The 16,904-nt window shown below is 51.5% G+C and carries 21 protein-coding genes and 1 riboswitch; of the genes, 20 read left to right on the forward strand and 1 reads right to left on the reverse strand.

Annotated elements, in window-relative coordinates; all coding sequences use genetic code 11:
• Positions 1-14 precede the first annotated feature (14 nt).
• From HMPREF9412_RS31985 to HMPREF9412_RS32820, 20 genes are all read left to right on the forward strand, one after another.
• Positions 15-140: a manganese efflux pump gene (locus HMPREF9412_RS31985; protein WP_441295360.1), complete on the forward strand. Its 126-nt coding sequence runs from the start codon at positions 15-17 to the stop codon at positions 138-140.
• A gap of 55 nt (positions 141-195) precedes the next feature.
• The gene (locus HMPREF9412_RS06240; RefSeq protein ID WP_009590545.1) at positions 196-783 is read left to right on the forward strand and encodes a low molecular weight protein arginine phosphatase; all 588 of its coding nucleotides are present in this window, start codon (positions 196-198) and stop codon (positions 781-783) included.
• 107 nt (positions 784-890) lie between these two features.
• A riboswitch (ZMP/ZTP riboswitch) is annotated at positions 891-972 on the forward strand.
• Positions 973-1,086: 114 nt separating this feature from the next.
• Positions 1,087-1,551, forward strand: a complete 465-nt coding sequence (rpiB, locus tag HMPREF9412_RS06245; protein ID WP_009590548.1) for a ribose 5-phosphate isomerase B — start codon at positions 1,087-1,089, stop codon at positions 1,549-1,551.
• Positions 1,552-1,631: 80 nt separating this feature from the next.
• Positions 1,632-2,216, forward strand: a complete 585-nt coding sequence (locus tag HMPREF9412_RS06250) for a TIGR01440 family protein (RefSeq protein ID WP_009590539.1) — start codon at positions 1,632-1,634, stop codon at positions 2,214-2,216.
• 90 nt (positions 2,217-2,306) lie between these two features.
• A complete protein-coding gene (gene glyA, locus HMPREF9412_RS06255; RefSeq protein WP_009590552.1) occupies positions 2,307-3,557 on the forward strand; it encodes a serine hydroxymethyltransferase in 1,251 nt (416 codons plus the stop codon).
• 335 nt (positions 3,558-3,892) lie between these two features.
• On the forward strand, positions 3,893-4,522 hold the full coding sequence (gene upp, locus HMPREF9412_RS06260; RefSeq protein ID WP_009590550.1) for a uracil phosphoribosyltransferase: 630 nt from the start codon (positions 3,893-3,895) through the stop codon (positions 4,520-4,522).
• A 68-nt stretch (positions 4,523-4,590) separates the two neighbouring features.
• Positions 4,591-5,748 (forward strand): non-hydrolyzing UDP-N-acetylglucosamine 2-epimerase, encoded by a 1,158-nt coding sequence (gene wecB, locus HMPREF9412_RS06265; protein WP_009590538.1) that lies wholly within the window; start codon positions 4,591-4,593, stop codon positions 5,746-5,748.
• Positions 5,749-5,923: 175 nt separating this feature from the next.
• The gene (locus tag HMPREF9412_RS06270; protein WP_009590543.1) at positions 5,924-6,154 is read left to right on the forward strand and encodes an AtpZ/AtpI family protein; all 231 of its coding nucleotides are present in this window, start codon (positions 5,924-5,926) and stop codon (positions 6,152-6,154) included.
• Complete coding sequence (locus tag HMPREF9412_RS06275; protein ID WP_036671467.1) at positions 6,151-6,528, forward strand: ATP synthase subunit I; 378 nt, start codon at positions 6,151-6,153, stop codon at positions 6,526-6,528. Before HMPREF9412_RS06270 ends, HMPREF9412_RS06275 begins: the two co-directional genes overlap by 4 nt.
• A 35-nt stretch (positions 6,529-6,563) precedes the next feature.
• Positions 6,564-7,325, forward strand: coding sequence for a F0F1 ATP synthase subunit A (gene atpB, locus HMPREF9412_RS06280; RefSeq protein WP_009590537.1), 762 nt, complete (start codon positions 6,564-6,566; stop codon positions 7,323-7,325).
• Between the two features lie 106 nt (positions 7,326-7,431).
• Positions 7,432-7,644 carry a F0F1 ATP synthase subunit C gene (gene atpE / locus HMPREF9412_RS06285; RefSeq protein ID WP_007128780.1) on the forward strand — a complete coding sequence of 71 codons (213 nt, stop codon included), beginning with the start codon at positions 7,432-7,434 and terminating at the stop codon, positions 7,642-7,644.
• A 95-nt stretch (positions 7,645-7,739) separates the two neighbouring features.
• Positions 7,740-8,228, forward strand: coding sequence for a F0F1 ATP synthase subunit B (atpF, locus tag HMPREF9412_RS06290; protein ID WP_009590554.1), 489 nt, complete (start codon positions 7,740-7,742; stop codon positions 8,226-8,228).
• Positions 8,225-8,770, forward strand: coding sequence for a F0F1 ATP synthase subunit delta (locus tag HMPREF9412_RS06295; protein ID WP_009590556.1), 546 nt, complete (start codon positions 8,225-8,227; stop codon positions 8,768-8,770). The genes atpF and HMPREF9412_RS06295 overlap by 4 nt, the downstream gene beginning before the upstream one ends.
• A gap of 18 nt (positions 8,771-8,788) precedes the next feature.
• Positions 8,789-10,303 carry a F0F1 ATP synthase subunit alpha gene (gene atpA / locus HMPREF9412_RS06300; RefSeq protein WP_015737746.1) on the forward strand — a complete coding sequence of 505 codons (1,515 nt, stop codon included), beginning with the start codon at positions 8,789-8,791 and terminating at the stop codon, positions 10,301-10,303.
• A 264-nt stretch (positions 10,304-10,567) separates the two neighbouring features.
• Entirely contained in the window at positions 10,568-11,428 is an 861-nt protein-coding gene (gene atpG, locus HMPREF9412_RS06305; RefSeq protein WP_009590544.1) for an ATP synthase F1 subunit gamma, read from the forward strand.
• A gap of 116 nt (positions 11,429-11,544) precedes the next feature.
• Entirely contained in the window at positions 11,545-12,945 is a 1,401-nt protein-coding gene (gene atpD / locus HMPREF9412_RS06310) for a F0F1 ATP synthase subunit beta (protein WP_009590553.1), read from the forward strand.
• Between the two features lie 99 nt (positions 12,946-13,044).
• Positions 13,045-13,449, forward strand: a complete 405-nt coding sequence (locus HMPREF9412_RS06315; RefSeq protein WP_009590549.1) for a F0F1 ATP synthase subunit epsilon — start codon at positions 13,045-13,047, stop codon at positions 13,447-13,449.
• A 669-nt stretch (positions 13,450-14,118) separates the two neighbouring features.
• Positions 14,119-14,373 (forward strand): DUF1146 family protein, encoded by a 255-nt coding sequence (locus HMPREF9412_RS06320; RefSeq protein ID WP_009590551.1) that lies wholly within the window; start codon positions 14,119-14,121, stop codon positions 14,371-14,373.
• 500 nt (positions 14,374-14,873) lie between these two features.
• Complete coding sequence (gene murA / locus HMPREF9412_RS06325) at positions 14,874-16,220, forward strand: UDP-N-acetylglucosamine 1-carboxyvinyltransferase (RefSeq protein WP_175320742.1); 1,347 nt, start codon at positions 14,874-14,876, stop codon at positions 16,218-16,220.
• A gap of 325 nt (positions 16,221-16,545) precedes the next feature.
• Positions 16,546-16,698, forward strand: a complete 153-nt coding sequence (locus HMPREF9412_RS32820) for a hypothetical protein (RefSeq protein WP_009590542.1) — start codon at positions 16,546-16,548, stop codon at positions 16,696-16,698.
• On the opposite strand, the gene HMPREF9412_RS33080 is transcribed toward HMPREF9412_RS32820, so the two are convergent.
• The coding region (locus HMPREF9412_RS33080) for a hypothetical protein (RefSeq protein WP_217492359.1) at positions 16,678-16,904 on the reverse strand (227 nt) is incomplete at its 5' end. The two genes, HMPREF9412_RS32820 and HMPREF9412_RS33080, sit on opposite strands and share 21 nt — an antisense overlap.

Here is a 16,904-nt window from a genome sequence, read left to right on the forward strand (position 1 = left end):
TCTCCTTCGGCGTCGTGGGCGGTTTGCTGTCCATTCTCGGCCTGCTGCTCGGCCGTCAGGCGAGCAACAAGCTGGGAGAGTACGGCGAAATGCTGGGCGGACTGATTTTGATCATCTTTGGCGTGATGTTTATCTTTTGACGCAATATTTGTTACAATAATCCCAAAACAACCTACAACGGGGAGGTACGGGACCGTGAAAAATATATTGTTTGTCTGCACGGGGAATACCTGCCGCAGTCCGATGGCGGAAGGAATGCTGCGCAAACTCGCCAAACAGCGGGGCATTCCGCTGGAAACGCAATCCGCCGGCGTCTCGGCCGTAGACGGCATGCCGGTATCCCGTCATGCGGAATCGATACTGCGGGACCAGGATATTCAAGATCGCTTGGTATCTAAGCCGCTGACCGCGAATCTGGTGGAATGGGCAGACCTGATTCTGACGCTGACCCAGTCGCATAAGCAGTATGCGATTCGGCAGTTCCCGCATGCCGCCGACAAGATGCACACGCTGAAGGAATTTGTGGAGGATGACCGGCGGGTGCTGGATGATCTGCGGGAGCAGGACAGCCTGTACGCAACGCTCGAGCTGGCCAGATCGCTGGGCCGCGATGTCAGCGACCGCGACCGGGAGCGTCTGATCGAGCTGCGCCAGCGCATTCCGAGCTTCGATATCTCCGATCCCTTCGGCGGCTCGCGGGAGGAATACGAGGCGACGGCGGCGGAGATTCGGACGGCGCTCTTCCGTCTGCTGGACAAGCTGGAAGCGGATCAGCATAAATAGGATCGGCTTTCACGGAAGCGAAGAGTAAATCTGGATCCAGGCTCAATATGGCTAAAAAAGCCGCTTGCCTTTCGCATGGTATTGCTTTAAGATGAAGGTGAAAAACATGAATCCGATGTAACTGGCGACGAAGTGGATGAAACCACGATGGAGCATCGGAATATACGGCCGGTCGCCTGGGCAAAGAGCATTTGGAGCACAATACGTGCGCCGACTGCTCTTTTTTCGTCTTTTGCGTGGAGTTTGGGTTATAATGAAACAAGCTAAAACGCAAAAGCGAACATTCGAGGGGGTTTTTCATAGATGAAAATTGCATTGGGTACCGATCATGCCGGCATTCGTCTGAAAGAGGAGATCGTGGAGGTCATTCGGGGTCTTGGACACGAGGTGGAGGATCTTGGCTGCGGCTGTTCCGATTCCGTGGATTATCCCGATTACGCGCTTCCGGTGTGCGAGAAGGTGGTCTCGGGTGAAGCGGATCGGGGCATTCTGATCTGCGGAACGGGAATCGGCATGAGCATTGCCGCCAACAAGGTGCCGGGCATCCGCTGCGCGCTGACGCATGATGTATTTTCGGCCAAAGCCACGCGTGAGCATAATGACAGCAACGTGATTGCGCTGGGCGAGCGCGTCGTCGGTCCCGGGCTTGCTGCCGAGATCGTCAGCGCATGGCTGACAACGGACTTCAGCCAGGGCGAACGCCATGTCGGCCGCGTGAACAAGATCAAGGCCATCGAGGAGCGTTACCTGAAGAGCGAATCGCGATAGGTCAACGCGTAAAGCTGCTGCGGTTATTGCGTATGGAATGAAGCATCTTCTGTGAAAAAAATCATCGGGAGGACTGTGACATGACGGATATCTCCAAGGTTTCCTTGAGCGAACAGACGGCGCGGATCGTCCGCGAACTGGCCGAAGCGGCAGCCTTAGGACCGGGCAAGGTGCTGGTCATCGGAGCCAGCACCAGTGAAGTGGTCGGACGCCGGATCGGCACAGGCGGCGCTCTTGAAACGGCGCAGCAGCTTCTTCAGGGCATTGCCGAGGTTCAAGCGGAATTCGGCTTCGCTGTAGCCTATCAATGCTGTGAGCATTTGAACCGGGCGCTTGTCATGGAGCGGGGACTGCTCGAAGAGCTGCGCCTGACGGAAGTGGCGGCTGTACCGATTCCAGGGGCGGGAGGCTCCATGGCCTCGGCGGCGTATCGGAGTATGAAGGAGCCCTGCCTTGCGGAATCCATTGAGGCCCATGCGGGCGTCGATATCGGCGAGACGCTGATCGGCATGCATTTGCGGAGAGTGGCGGTTCCGTTCAGGCCGAGCGAGCGTTATATCGGCGATGCGCGCGTAACGGCGGCTTACACCCGGCCGAAGCTGATCGGCGGAGAACGCGCCGTGTACAGACTCGAGCAGCGGGATGATTCCACGCTGTGCGATTGATTCGAATGAGAGCCCGCTTTAGTCATTAGGTAAACTTGTAGTCTTGACTTGGCAAGAGAAAATAACGATTGATTATGGGAGGATATGAACATGATGGAACATTTGCGGAAGAATGACCCGGCTGTATTGGAAGCGATGGATTTGGAACTGAAGCGTCAACGCAGCAACATTGAGCTGATTGCCTCCGAGAACATCGTCAGCGAAGCGGTTATGGAAGCCATGGGGACGGTGCTGACGAATAAATATGCGGAAGGCTACCCTGGCAAGCGTTATTACGGCGGCTGTGAGCGTGTGGATATCGTGGAGGATATCGCCCGTGACCGCGCGAAGGAATTGTTCGGTGCCGAGCATGCCAACGTTCAGCCGCACTCCGGCGCCCAAGCGAACATGGCGGTGTATTTGGCTGCGCTCAAGCCTGGAGATACCGTGCTCGGCATGAACCTGGCCCACGGCGGCCATTTGACTCACGGAAGCCCGGTTAACGCGTCAGGCCTTCTGTACAATTTCGTTGCGTACGGCGTGCAGGAAGATACGTTCCTTATCGATTACGACGAAGTCCGCAAAGCGGCTTTCAAACACCGTCCTCGTCTGATCGTGGCGGGTGCAAGTGCATATCCTCGCATCATTGATTTCGAGAAGCTTGCTGCCATCGCGAACGACGTAGGCGCATTGTTCATGGTCGATATGGCTCATATTGCCGGTCTCGTTGCCGCGGGTCTTCACCCGAATCCGGTTCCGCATGCCCATTTCGTAACCACCACGACGCACAAGACCCTTCGCGGCCCTCGCGGCGGCATGATTCTGTGCAAGAAGGCATGGGCGCAGGCGATCGACAAAGCGGTATTCCCAGGCTCCCAGGGCGGACCGCTCATGCATGTCATTGCTTCCAAAGCCGTTGCGCTTGGCGAAGCATTGGATCCATCCTTCAAGACGTATGCAGAGAACGTCGTGAAGAACGCGAAAGTGCTGGCTGACACCCTGATCGAGGAAGGCCTGAACATCGTTTCCGGCGGAACCGATAACCATCTGATGCTGGTCGATACCCGCAATCTGGACATCACCGGCAAAGACGCAGAGAAGGTGCTGGATTCCATCGGGATTACCGTCAACAAGAACGCCATCCCGTTTGATCCGACGAGCCCGTTCGTCACGAGCGGTATCCGTATCGGTACGCCTGCGGTAACCTCCCGCGGCATGGATGAGCAGGCGATGGTGAAAATCGCGAAGATTATTGCCATGACCCTGAAGCAGCCTAAAGACGAGGCGACGCTGGAAAAAGCGGGCCGTTTGGTGGCTGAGCTTACGGATCAATATCCTCTTTATGCCGAAATGAAATATTAATCACAGTTTCGTCAGCATAAGAGGCCTATGATAAGAGGACCCCACCTGAAGGTGGGGTCCTCTTTTAGGAGCTGTCACATTCTGGCCAGATTGCTATGCTCGCATGCTCCCGGTCGGGTCGCTTCGCGGTGAGGATCAATATAGGCGAAAATGGAAAACCTAGGTGCAGGGCTGACGAAGATCCGGTTATAAGGTCAAAACTCACGGAAATAAACATGACTCGTGCAGGTGTCAATTGACTAGAGGGAATGATATAATAGACAGGATTTATGGAGCTCACAAGTATTTACGCCCATATTGAAATAACATTTGCATTCAAACCGGAGGGACCAGACATGGGAAAATTGGTGATTTGTGATCACCCGTTGATTCAACACAAACTTACATTTATACGCGATATGCGGACTAACACAAAAGACTTTCGCGAATTGGTAGACGAAGTCGCGACTTTGATGGCTTATGAAATTACGCGGGAGGTTCCTCTTGAATCGATATCTGTTCAAACGCCGGTAGCCGAAACCCAAGGGAAAGTCATTTCCGGCCGGATGCTCGGCCTCGTGCCGATCCTGCGTGCGGGTCTTGGCATGCTGGACGGCGTGGTCAAGCTGCTTCCCGCTGCCAAGGTAGGGCATGTCGGATTGTTCCGCGACCCGGAAACGCTTCAGCCCGTGGAGTATTATACGAAGCTTCCAACCGACGTGACGGAGCGGGAATTGATCGTCATCGATCCGATGCTGGCAACGGGCGGATCGGCCATTGCTGCGATCGACGTGCTGAAGAAGCGCGGCTGCACCCAGATCAAGATGATGAATCTCGTGGCTGCGCCGGAAGGCGTAAAGGCCGTGCATGACGTCCATCCGGACGTGGATATTTACGTTGCTGCTCTGGATGAAGGGCTCAACGACCACGGCTACATCGTACCGGGCCTGGGTGATGCAGGAGATCGGCTGTACGGCACGAAATAAGAGCCGAGCCAGTCATTCGTACGACTTGAATTGAAAAAACAAGCATGCAAAGAGGGGTAATTTCAAACATGTCAAAAGTGAAAGTGATGACGATATTTGGGGTCCGCCCCGAAGCGATCAAGATGGCGCCGCTTATTCTGGAACTTCAGCGCCATCCGGAGCATATCGAATCGGTGGTTTGTGTAACTGCGCAGCATCGGCAAATGCTGGATCAGGTGCTTGACGTGTTCAAGATTGTTCCGGACTATGACTTGGACGTGATGAAAGACCGTCAAACGCTGAACGAGATCACCGTACGCGTTCTGGAGGGGCTTGAGCCTGTTCTGCGCGAGGCCAAGCCGGATATCGTGCTGGTGCACGGCGACACGCTGACAACGTTCCTGGCCAGCTATGCGGCCTTCCTGCAGCAGATTCAGGTCGGCCATGTAGAGGCGGGTCTTCGCACATGGAACAAGCTGAATCCTTATCCTGAAGAAATGAACCGTCAGTTGACCGGCGTGCTGGCCGATCTGCACTTTGCGCCGACGGACTGGTCTGCCCAGAATCTCCGCAAGGAGAACAAGCCGGAATCCCGTATTTACGTGACGGGCAACACCGCCACGGACGTGTTTCAGTATACGGTGCGGGAAGGATATACCCATCCGGTTCTGGATTGGGCACAGGGCAAGCGCCTGATCCTGATGACGGCGCACCGCCGCGAATCCCAAGGGGAGCCGCACCGTCAGATTTTTGAAGCGGTGAAGCGCATTGCCGACGAGTTCGAGGATATCGCCATCGTCTACCCTGTGCATCCGAGCCCTGCCGTCAAAGAGCCGGCTCACCGCATTTTGGGGAACCACCCGCGCATCAAGCTGATTGAACCGCTGGATGTCGTGGATATGAACAATATTTACACCCGTACGCATTTCATCATTACGGATTCGGGCGGCATGCAAGAGGAGGCTCCTTCCTTCGGCGTGCCGACGCTGGTGCTTCGGGACACGACGGAACGTCCGGAGGGCATTGAGGCCGGAACCCTGGAGCTGGTAGGCACCCAGGAAGAGAATGTGTACGAACGCATTAAGGCTCTGCTGACCGATCAGGAGCTTTATGACAAGATGAGCAAAGCCGCTAATCCTTACGGAGATGGACAGGCTTCCCAGCGAATTGTCAATGCGATTTTGCACCATTTTGGCATCCGGAAAGAGCGTCCTGAGGAATTTCACAGAATGTTCACAAAGGCATAGTTTACCGTATTCTGATTGGCAAGGGGACAGCATACAGTTGAACTGTACGGTTACCGCGGCGTTTTGCGCAATTTAGACTGCTCAAAACGCCGATTTTACACGGGAAATCCATCAAATCGATTCATTGACAAACTCTTGCTATATTCAGTAAAATGAGTTGGGATTAGAGGTTCATATGAAAAATCCGAAAAGTCAAGATAACCCTTGGTTGATAGCGCTATACATTAGCGGGGCGGGCGGTTTGCTTGCCGCTTACATTCTCATCGGTTTTTTTACCGGGCGATGGCTCATGAATCAATTGGACGGGCCCAGAGTGTGGCTTGCCATTGGTACGCTTTCGGGGCTCTTTGTAGGGATTTTGAATATCGCTCTTCTCATTAAAAAGTTTTTGGGGGCGCAGGCGTGAATGATTTGACTTCCATTGTGAACGCTGTATTTAGAGTAGCGCTACTCTTATTGTCTGCCTTGTTTCTCGGATGGGCTCTCTATCCGGAATTCCGCCCGATAATTATGGGGTTGATCATGGGCATGGCGGCGGGCTTGTTTAATGTACGCTTCCTCTCCATGAAAGTGCAGCAGCTGGCGCAATTGGCTGTCGATCCGGAACCGAAAAAGTACAACTTCGGCTTCATTACGAGATTGTGCATCGGGCTTCTGATTGTGATCTTCGCCGTAAAACTCGAACAGGTATCCCTCGGCGGTGCAATCGCCGGTCTGTTCATACCCCAATTGTTGACCATTCCTGTCAGCATTGTGTTCAGTTTGAGAAACAATCATTGATCAGCGCTAACTTGGAAAGGGGTGAAAACAATTATATGCATGATTCACCGATTATCAAACTTGGCGGATTGAATATTGACCTATCGGCGGTCATAATGCTTCTTGTCACCTGTGTGGTGGTGTTCGTATTATGCCGGCTGGCGGTACGTAATCTATCTGTCGAAAACCCTTCCAAACTGCAAAACTTCATGGAATGGGTAGTGGAATTTGTGCAAGGCGTCGTAGCGAGTGCGATGGATCTGAAGAAAGGGAAAGCTTACATATCGTTGGGGCTTACTCTGATCCTGTTCATCTTTGTAGCCAACTTGCTGGGCTTGCCGTTCTCAATTATCACCGACTTGCCGGAGAACTTCACAGTCTTTGGTCAGCCAATCCTGGCTACACTCGGACTTGAACATGGCCACTATGCTCACGTATTGTGGTGGAAGTCGCCAACAGCGGACATTTCCGTTACGGCCGGTCTTGCGATCGTTGTATTCGTGCTCATGAACTACCTGGGCCTGAAGCTGAATCGCAAGCATTACCTGAAGCATTACATCGAACCGTTCCCGATCTTCCTGCCGCTCAATATCATTGAGAACCTGGCAAAACCTATCGCTCTGGCAATCCGGCTTTACGCCAACATTTTTGCCGGCGAGGTACTGATCACGGTGATTCTGAAAACCGGCTTCTGGGGCATTCCGTTCATGGCCGCATGGCAAGGTTTCAGTATCTTCATTGGTGCATTGCAGGCGTTTATCTTTACGATTTTGACAATGGTATACATCTCGCAGACGACGATTCACGAAGAGCATTGATCAACTCGGACGAATCCGCCGTAACAGCGGTGTTTTTCGAAAGAGATATTTTCTATAGTTTCACCAAATTTCAATTTTGAAACAATTTTAAGGAGGATATTTAACAATGGAATTTTTGGCAGCAGCTATTGCAGTAGGTCTGGGCGCCCTTGGCGCAGGTTTGGGTAACGGTATGATCGTAAGCAGAACAGTTGAGTCTATCGCTCGTCAACCAGAAGCACGTGGTCAATTGCAAACAACGATGTTTATCGGTGTTGGTATCGTAGAGGTTATTCCTTTGGCAGCTACTGTAATCGCGTTCTTGATCATGTTCTCTTAATAACAATACAACGGTTTGGCGGGGAGGGCCGATGCCATCCGCGCCTTCGTTTTGTTAGGCACCGCACTTCGTGTTGATGGAAAGGAGTGACCTCAATGACAATTCTTTGGGAAAATATGGTAATCACTATTATCGCGTTTGTTATTCTTTACCTCTTGCTTCAAAAGTTTGCGTTCAGCAAATTGTTCGGCATCATGGAGCAGCGTCGTGAGCTGGTCATGAGCCAGATGAACGAAGCGGCACAGACCCGCCAGCAGGCGACTGCATATGTAGAAGAGCAGAAGAAGGCACTGGAGCAAGCGCGTCAAGATGCTCACGAAATCATCGAGCGTTCCAGACAAACTAGCAACAAACAAGCAGAGCAAATTATGGAACAAGCTAAGGAAGAGGCAATTCGCCTGAAATCCGAAGCTGTTCGTGATATCGAGAATGAGAAGAAGAAAGCGGTCGAAGAGCTTCGCAGCGAAATCGGCAGCGTTTCCGTGAAGATCGCGACCAAGCTGATCGAACGTGAAGTCAAGAATGACCAAGCCCAAGAAGAACTGGTGGATCAATACCTTAAAGAGGTAGGAGGCAGACCATGAGCCAAAATACGGTAGCAGCCAAGCGGTATGCGCGGGCGCTGTTCGAAGTGGCGGCTCAGCAGCAGAAGGGTCTGGAAGTGGAAGAGGAATTGCGGGCTGTCGTGCATGCCATTGAAGGCGATGCCGACATCCAGAAATTCATCGCCACGCCGAATGTTCCCCAGTCCGTGAAAATGAACGTAATCAGCAAGGCGTTGGCAGGGAAGGTATCGCAGCCTGTATTGAACACGATCGAATTGCTTCTCGACAGAGGGCGTGCAGAGATGTTCGCAGAACTGCTGAACAGCTATGTGAAGATACAAGGTGCGAGCTTGGGATTGGCAGACGCCACTGTGTACTCCACCTACCCGCTTAGCGATCAGGAAAAAGAACAGGTTGCTTCGGAATTCGGACAGTTAGCACATCAGAAGATCCGCGTGACCAATGTTGTGGACGAAAGTTTGCTCGGCGGCCTGAAAGTTGTCATTGGCGACAAGCTGTATGACGGAAGCATTGCCGGGAAGCTGGAACGTCTCGAAAAGTCTTTTAATAGACGAGCATAGTAGATAGGGGTGAAAACGTTGAGTATCAGACCTGAAGAAATCAGTACTTTAATCAAAAGTCAAATTGAAGAATATAAATCCGATATCACTGTCTCTGAAGTAGGTACGGTAATTCAAGTAAGTGACGGTATTGCTCGCGTGTACGGCCTGGAGAACGCGATGTCCGGGGAACTTTTGGAGTTCCAAAACGGCGTGTTCGGTCTGGCGCTGAACCTTGAGGAGAGCAATGTCGGTGTCGTTATCCTGGGACCTTACTCCGAAATCAAGGAAGGCGATCAGGTAAAGCGTACAGGACGTATCATGGAGGTTCCTGTAGGCGAAGCTCTGCTTGGACGCGTCGTGAATCCGCTGGGTCAGCCGCTTGACGGCAAAGGCCCGATCGAAGCGACTGCATTCCGTCCGGTTGAGAGCAGTGCACCAGGCGTTATCGACCGTAAATCCGTTCATGAGCCGATGCAAACCGGTATTAAAGCAATCGACGCGATGGTACCTATCGGCCGCGGTCAGCGCGAGCTGATCATCGGTGACCGCCAAACAGGTAAAACCACCGTTGCCATCGATACAATCCTGAACCAAAAGGGCAGCGGCGTTAAATGTATTTATGTAGCCATCGGGCAAAAGCAGTCCACTGTAGCACAGGTTGTTGAAACTCTTCGCCGTCATGGCGCGCTGGAGTACACGATCGTTGTTACGGCTTCGGCTTCCGAGCCGGCTCCGCTGCAGTACATCGCTCCATACGCAGGCTGCGCAATGGGCGAGTACTTCATGTACAAAGGCGAGCATGCACTCATCATCTATGATGACTTGTCGAAGCAAGCTGCAGCATACCGTGAATTGTCCTTGCTCCTCCGTCGTCCTCCGGGTCGGGAAGCTTATCCGGGTGACGTTTTCTACCTGCATTCCCGTTTGCTGGAGCGTGCAGCGAAGCTGAACGATGAGCTTGGTGGTGGTTCATTAACCGCACTGCCATTTATTGAAACACAGGCTTCTGACGTATCTGCTTACATTCCAACCAACGTAATTTCGATTACGGATGGACAGATCTTCCTGGAGTCCGAGCTGTTCTACTCCGGACAACGCCCAGCGATTAACGTCGGTATTTCGGTATCCCGTGTCGGCGGTTCCGCGCAGATCAAGGCGATGAAAAAGGTTGCGGGCGGCATGAAGCTGGATCTTGCGCAATACCGCGAGCTCCAGGCGTTCTCCCAGTTCGGATCCGATCTGGACAAATCAACCTTGGCTCGTTTGAACCGTGGTGCAAGATTGATGGAAATCCTGAAACAGGGCGTAAACCAGCCGTTGTCCGTTGAACAACAAGTGGTTAGCTTGTACGCAGCCGTTAAAGGATATATCGATGATATCGAGGTTGCTGACGTGCGTCGTTTCGAGAGCGAGTTCCTCGCGTTTATTGGAAGCAATAAACCGGAAATTCTTCAATCCATTACGGATACGAAGGATTTGACGTCCGACAACGAAAACGCGTTGAAAGCGGCAATCGATCAATTTAAGAAGGGCTTTGCCGCTTCGGTTTAAGCTCCTCAGGCAAGTAATAGGAGGGGAGCCGGGGTAAGCCCGGCATCCTCTTTCATCATATGGAATGTAGCTTTGGCTGTGACCAAAGTGGTTTTACAACAGATGTGGCTTTGGTCCTAGCCAAAGCTTAGTCTACCCGTACGAAGTAATTTTGGCCCCAGCCAAAGCGCGAATTGCTTACGAAGTAACTTTGGCTCCGCCAAAGTTAGGCTTATGCTTACGAAGTTAGCTTTGGCTTCGCCAAAGCTTTAAGGTGGTGAAAACATGGCAAGAGGATTACGTGATATTAAGCGGCAGATCAAGAGTGTTCAGAACACAAGGCAGATCACCAAGGCGATGGAAATGGTTGCTGCTGCCAAGCTGAGAAGAGCTCAAGAGAAGGCGACCTCCGCGCTTCCATACTCCGAGAAGCTGAAAGAAGTGGTTGGCAGCATCGCTGCTGGAACCAAGGGAATCAGCCATCCGATGCTGGAGAAGCGCGAAGTGAAGAAAACCGGTTATCTGGTGATCACTTCAGACCGTGGTCTTGCTGGTGCTTCGAACTCCAATATTTTGCGTAAAGTATCGAATTTTATCGCAGAACGCCATCAGTCCAAGGACGAGTATTGCCTGTTTGTGATCGGACGTAAAGGACGGGATTATTTCCGCCGTCGTGGACTTCCGGTTGTGGAGGAGCTCACCGATTTATCCGACAGTCCGACCTATGCGGATATTAAGACCATCGCTAACGCGGCGGTTCACCAATACGAGCTGGGTCAGATCGATGAGTTATACCTGTGCTATAACCAATTCGTGAATGCCTTGACTCAGCTTCAGGAAATCTCCAAGCTTCTGCCGATGGAGAACATTGGCGGCGGGGAGAACCTGACTGGTTATGAGTATGAGCCGTCTCCGGAAGGCGTGCTGGAGGTTCTGCTTCCGAAATACGCGGAAACGCTGATTTTCAGCGCAATGCTCAATGCGAAGGCAAGTGAGCTTGGAGCGAAGATGACCGCGATGGGAGCAGCAACGAAGAATGCGAGCAAGTTGATCAACGAGTTGAACCTGACTTACAACCGTGCTCGTCAGGCTGCCATCACGCAGGAAATTTCCGAGATTGTGGGCGGAGCCAACGCTCAGCAATAATGCACGTTTGAATTCTTAACTTTGTATTTAAAGGATATGCGGCGATCTGATGAACAGCCGCTTTTACGATCATCGTTCACCGCCAGAGGTGAACGGGTAGGAGGGAAAACGAATCAATGAAAAAAGGACGCGTTGTCAGCATTACAGGTGCTGTAGTTGACATTGAATTTGAGCGCGGTCATCTTCCCGAGATTTTTAATGCTGTCAAGATTGAAGCTACGTTGGAAGGCGGCCGCTCGGTTGATTTGACTTTGGAAGTATCCAATCATTTGGGTGATAACCTGGTTCGTTGTATCGCGATGTCATCCACAGACGGTCTCGTTCGCGGTATCGAAGCTGTGGATTTGGGCAGACCAATCACGGTTCCTGTAGGTTCCGCTACACTCGGACGCGTATTTAACGTATTGGGTGAGCCGATCGATAATGCAGGTGCCGTAGTGTCCGAAGTTAATAACCCGATCCACCGTGAAGCTCCTGCATACGATGAACTCTCCACGCAAGCAGAAATGCTTGAAACGGGGATTAAAGTTATCGACCTGCTTGCTCCATACCAAAAAGGCGGTAAAATCGGTCTCTTTGGCGGTGCCGGCGTAGGTAAGACCGTTGCGATCCAGGAATTGATCAACAACATCGCTCAAGAACACGGCGGTATTTCCGTATTCGCCGGCGTAGGTGAGCGTACTCGTGAAGGTAATGACCTTTACCACGAGATGAGCGATTCCGGCGTTATCAACAAAACCGCGATGGTATTCGGTCAGATGAACGAGCCTCCGGGTGCCCGTCTTCGCGTAGCGTTGACCGGCTTGACGATGGCGGAATATTTCCGTGATCAAGAAGGTAAAGACGTGCTTCTCTTTATCGATAACATCTTCCGCTTTACTCAAGCGGGTTCCGAAGTATCCGCCCTCCTGGGACGTATGCCTTCCGCGGTAGGTTACCAGCCAACGCTGGCATCCGAAATGGGACGCTTGCAAGAGCGGATTACCTCCACGAAAAAAGGTTCTGTAACATCCATCCAGGCGATCTATGTACCGGCGGATGACTATACGGATCCGGCTCCTGCTACGACGTTTGCTCACTTGGATGCAACGACGAACCTGGAGCGTAAAATTTCCGAGATGGGTATCTATCCTGCGGTAGATCCGCTGGCATCCAGCTCCCGTATCTTGGCTCCAGAAATCGTTGGTGAAGAGCATTACAATGTAGCTCAAGGCGTTAAGAAAATTTTGGCTCGTTACAACGAGCTTCAAGATATCATTGCAATCCTCGGTATGGATGAGCTGAGCGAGGAAGATAAAGCGATCGTTGGACGTGCTCGTCGTGTTCAGCGTTTCCTTTCCCAGGCTTTCCACGTTGCCGAGCAGTTCAACGGCATTCCTGGTAAATATGTGCCGGTTAAAGAAACCGTACGCAGCTTTAAAGAGATCCTGGAAGGCAAGCACGACCACCTTCCGGAAGCCGCTTTCCTGTTCGTAGGTACGATTGAAGAGGCAGTTGAAAAAGCAAAAACATTGTAAGCTGACGCTCCGTGATCGGCAGACCGAAACAGTGCTCACAGTGGGACTGTGAGGTCTGCTGCGCGAGTTTTCTGCGGAAAACGGTGAGGAGGGATGGAAGTGAGCACCATTTTGTTGGAAATCGTAACGCCGGACCGCTTGGTTTACTCCGAGCAGGTGAACAGTGTTACGGTGCGTGGGGTCGAGGGAGAGCTGGGCATTTTGCCTGGTCATATTTCCTTCGTTACGCCGCTTCAAATAGCGCCAGTCTTTGTGAAGATCGGCAACGAGAGAACCCCGTTTGCGGTACAGGGCGGTTTCGTCGAAGTCCGCAAAGATAAGATTGTCGTCCTGGCGGAAAGCGCAGAGAGAGCGGGAGAAATCGATCTGGAGCGTGCGGAAGCCGCGAAGGAAAGAGCAGAGACTCGCCTGCATGCGAAGGGAAGACAAGATGAAGTTGACCATCGTCGCGCGGAATTGGCTCTGCAAAGAGCGATGAACCGGATTAAAGTGACGCGGAACTAATCGTTGAACCAAAACAGCTTGGCTGCAATCTTGCAGCCAAGCTGTTTTTTGTTTACGGCATGGATAGGATTTCAGAGAAGCTGAATCATGTTGCTGTGAATCGCAAGAAAATTTCGATAAGCGGGGAAAACGAGGGCTGTTTTCTGAGAATCGCGTCGATATAGTTGATTTTTTAATCGTTTAAAGGGTGAGAATAGTAGGATGAATTCGCTTAAGCAGCTCTCTAACGGTGTCGTATGAGCTCATGGAGCCTACGTTTCTATGAAATGTTGGATATCCCAAGTATCTAACCCTTGCTTTTATAGAGTCGCAGCACAGCATATAGCATCTAAGAGAGAAAAGTCATTCCAACAATTGACTATGCTGAAAGCTTTACCGGTCTCTAAGTTAGGGTCCGGTAATTTTTTGTAATATAATTAGTATAAATAGGAGCATGGGGAATGAAACTATATCCATTCCTGGTGTTTCATTGGTTCATGATTGCGATAAGAACAGCATTTTGGACTTCTGCTAATGGCGTGTTCCTGATCGTTTTTGGGCAATGTCGATAAATTTTATTATTTCCGAGGAAATGTCGTATAGAAAGTGCTGGATTCTTAGCCTCCAGCCAAGTATTATAGAAGAGTCGGTCCTGAATAGGGCTGACAAATTCACGAAGGAGGAGGGAGCATGAATCAGGATTTATCTAATTCAATCGGTGCCGTCGGTGTTAGCGGATTGATATCGATTGTTGTTTCACTGGTCTGTATCGCACTGGCTTGGTGGGCATTACAACAAGTAAAGCTGGATTTGGTTGTCCGTCATCCGAAAGGGCCGCAGGGAAAGCTACTGCATTTGCTGCTGGCCGTGGTGCTTGGACGATTCGTTGCTGAATTCCTAATTGACTATATTACATGGAGTCAAATGATCCGATATATGTTTTAAACGCGAAAGACGGGCGTGGTACATAACGTGTTGGAGCAGCTTGTTTTACAGACATGAGTTGTAGGATGGTTATGTGTTCGGCAATCTTTTACGTGTCTGTTTTATTTGCGGTATGAATGGTTATATCTCTGTTAGGTTGCTTCAGAAGAGAATGTCGAATAAACGCATTTTATTATGTTAACACTTAAATCAAGAAACTGATCGGGCGGACGCTATGACTTCCGGACTATAATGTTCACCCGGTAATTGTTGCGCATTGACAAGTGCTGGTCGGTCATGGTACCTTTCGTAGGTCCATACTGCGGATAACAGATGCTTCATTAGGTGGCATCATGGATTGTTCGATTCCTGATGTAGACACCGTATCAGATGTCATAAATAGTTCAAAAATCGCTTGTTTAGCAGAAAACACTAATGTTAAGATGAAAGTTAGGGAATTAGCAACACCTAATTACTAACACACGCAATCAGGAAAATTATGGACGCGGAGGGAAACCATGATGAGCAAATTTATCGTCCGCGGTGGCAAAAGACTGACCGGAAGCGTCAAAGTCAGCGGAGCAAAAAATTCAGTTCTTCCGATCATCGCTGCCTCTCTACTAGGGGAAGTTGGGGAAAGTGTTATTATTGACGCGCCTCCTCTTGACGATGTAATTACAATCAGCAAAGTATTGGAGTCGCTTGGTGCGGGCATTACATATCAGGATGAAGTGATACGTGTGAATGCAGAGCACATAACGACATGTGAAGCGCCTTATGAATGGGTGCGGAAGATGCGGGCGTCTTTTCTGGTCATGGGACCTTTATTGGCACGTTGTGGACGAACCCGGATTTCGCTTCCCGGGGGATGTGCTATCGGCACAAGACCCATCGATCAGCATCTAAAAGGATTTGAAGCTCTCGGGGCGGAAATCAGCCTCGGACAAGGATATATTGAAGCTAAGAGCAATGGCAGATTGCGCGGGGCAAAGGTCTATTTGGACGTTGCCAGCGTAGGTGCTACTGAAAATATTATGATGGCTGCCACATTGGCTGAAGGGACAACGGTTATCGAAAATGCGGCGAAAGAGCCGGAAATTGTCGATTTAGCGAACTACCTGAATGCGATGGGAGCCAAAGTTCGCGGTGCGGGCACGGGCGTGATCCGCATCGAAGGCGTTGAGAAGATGCATGGCGTGAAGCATAACGTGATTCCTGACCGGATCGAAGCAGGCACCTTCATGGCTGCTGCTGCGATTACCGGCGGGGACGTATACGTGGAAGGAGCCATTGCCGATCATCTCGGCCCTGTCATCTCCAAGATGGAGGAGATGGGGATCACCGTCGAGCCGGACGAGAACGGGATTCGCGTCATCGCTGACAAGCCGTTAAAGTCGGTGGATGTGAAAACCTTGCCTTACCCTGGATTCCCTACCGACATGCAATCCCAGATGATGGCGCTCTTGCTGGTGTCGGAAGGTACAAGTGTCGTGACCGAAACCGTATTTGAGAACCGCTTTATGCACGTGGACGAATTCCAGTTGATGAATGCGGAGATCAAGGTGGAGGGACGTTCTGCCATCGTGACCGGCGGCGCAAAGCTAAAAGGAGCCAAAGTAACGGCAACGGATCTGCGTGCAGGGGCCGCCTTGATTTTAGCCGGTCTTGTCTCTGAGGGGACTACCGAAGTTGGCGGCGTTCAGCATATTGATCGCGGTTATGTTCATTTGGCGGAGAAGCTGTCCGGACTAGGCGCGGATATCTGGCGTATTTCGACGGAGGAACCGAGCACGGAGAAGGTTTCGAAGAAGGCGGCAACTGAAGCAGAGGAAGCCAAATCTTTTAAAGTGCAGCCAACCTGGGTATAGCCGGGAGGCTGGATCTGTTCAGTCAGGTTAGACCGCATTAAGACATAGAAGGGGCGTTGCCGATGGAGGCAACGCCTCTTCTTTTTTTGGTACACCATCATCATGGCAGCTATCCCTCCTTCTCTTATGTTGGAATTCCGGATGAATAGGAGACTCTTTGCTAGCTTGCTTGCAGTCAGCCTCAGCGTTTCTTCATCCATATGACTTTTTCCCGTTCTCTTAGAATAGTTCTATCAAATGCCCGTATCTCATAAGTATAAAGTAGAGCATGATGGAGCATGAACGAGAGCCTATACAAGGGGAAAAGGCACAGGAGGGAAACGCAATGAAAGATTCGAAGGTTCGGGTGAATGTGAGCACCCCAAGGAACAAACGAGCGGTCGATTCAAAAGACGTTTTGAAAGAAGGAAGTGCTGAGCCTTATCAGGTGCCGTCCGAAGGATCGGCGACTCCCGTGTTAAAAATGGAAATTTCCTGAGGGGCTTGAGAAGATAGGCGGGCTGACAGAAGAACAAAGCCGTCGTTCGATACCGGATACAGAGGACATGCAGGAAGGGCCGCGCGGGCACCGCGGCCCGGGGAGCAGGCCGGACGCCTTCGGCGAGTCCGGCCATGGCCCGCGGGCGGCACAGACGCCGCCGCCCGAACGCCCTGCCGGCGCGCCTGCGCATGGCGCCGGGCCAG

It is taken from the genome of Paenibacillus sp. HGF5 (genome assembly GCF_000204455.1).
GTDB classification, from domain to species: domain Bacteria; phylum Bacillota; class Bacilli; order Paenibacillales; family Paenibacillaceae; genus Paenibacillus_AQ; species Paenibacillus_AQ lautus_A.

Coding starts and splice junctions, on each gene's coding strand:
- rpiB (WP_009590548.1), top strand. CDS start 1,087: ATGAAAATTGCATTGGGTACCGATCATGCCGGCATTCGTCTGAAAGAG.
- HMPREF9412_RS06250 (WP_009590539.1), top strand. CDS start 1,632: ATGACGGATATCTCCAAGGTTTCCTTGAGCGAACAGACGGCGCGGATC.
- glyA (WP_009590552.1), top strand. CDS start 2,307: ATGATGGAACATTTGCGGAAGAATGACCCGGCTGTATTGGAAGCGATG.
- upp (WP_009590550.1), top strand. CDS start 3,893: ATGGGAAAATTGGTGATTTGTGATCACCCGTTGATTCAACACAAACTT.
- wecB (WP_009590538.1), top strand. CDS start 4,591: ATGTCAAAAGTGAAAGTGATGACGATATTTGGGGTCCGCCCCGAAGCG.
- HMPREF9412_RS06270 (WP_009590543.1), top strand. CDS start 5,924: ATGAAAAATCCGAAAAGTCAAGATAACCCTTGGTTGATAGCGCTATAC.
- atpB (WP_009590537.1), top strand. CDS start 6,564: ATGCATGATTCACCGATTATCAAACTTGGCGGATTGAATATTGACCTA.
- atpE (WP_007128780.1), top strand. CDS start 7,432: ATGGAATTTTTGGCAGCAGCTATTGCAGTAGGTCTGGGCGCCCTTGGC.
- atpF (WP_009590554.1), top strand. CDS start 7,740: ATGACAATTCTTTGGGAAAATATGGTAATCACTATTATCGCGTTTGTT.
- HMPREF9412_RS06295 (WP_009590556.1), top strand. CDS start 8,225: ATGAGCCAAAATACGGTAGCAGCCAAGCGGTATGCGCGGGCGCTGTTC.
- atpG (WP_009590544.1), top strand. CDS start 10,568: ATGGCAAGAGGATTACGTGATATTAAGCGGCAGATCAAGAGTGTTCAG.
- atpD (WP_009590553.1), top strand. CDS start 11,545: ATGAAAAAAGGACGCGTTGTCAGCATTACAGGTGCTGTAGTTGACATT.
- HMPREF9412_RS06320 (WP_009590551.1), top strand. CDS start 14,119: ATGAATCAGGATTTATCTAATTCAATCGGTGCCGTCGGTGTTAGCGGA.
- murA (WP_175320742.1), top strand. CDS start 14,874: ATGAGCAAATTTATCGTCCGCGGTGGCAAAAGACTGACCGGAAGCGTC.
- HMPREF9412_RS32820 (WP_009590542.1), top strand. CDS start 16,546: ATGAAAGATTCGAAGGTTCGGGTGAATGTGAGCACCCCAAGGAACAAA.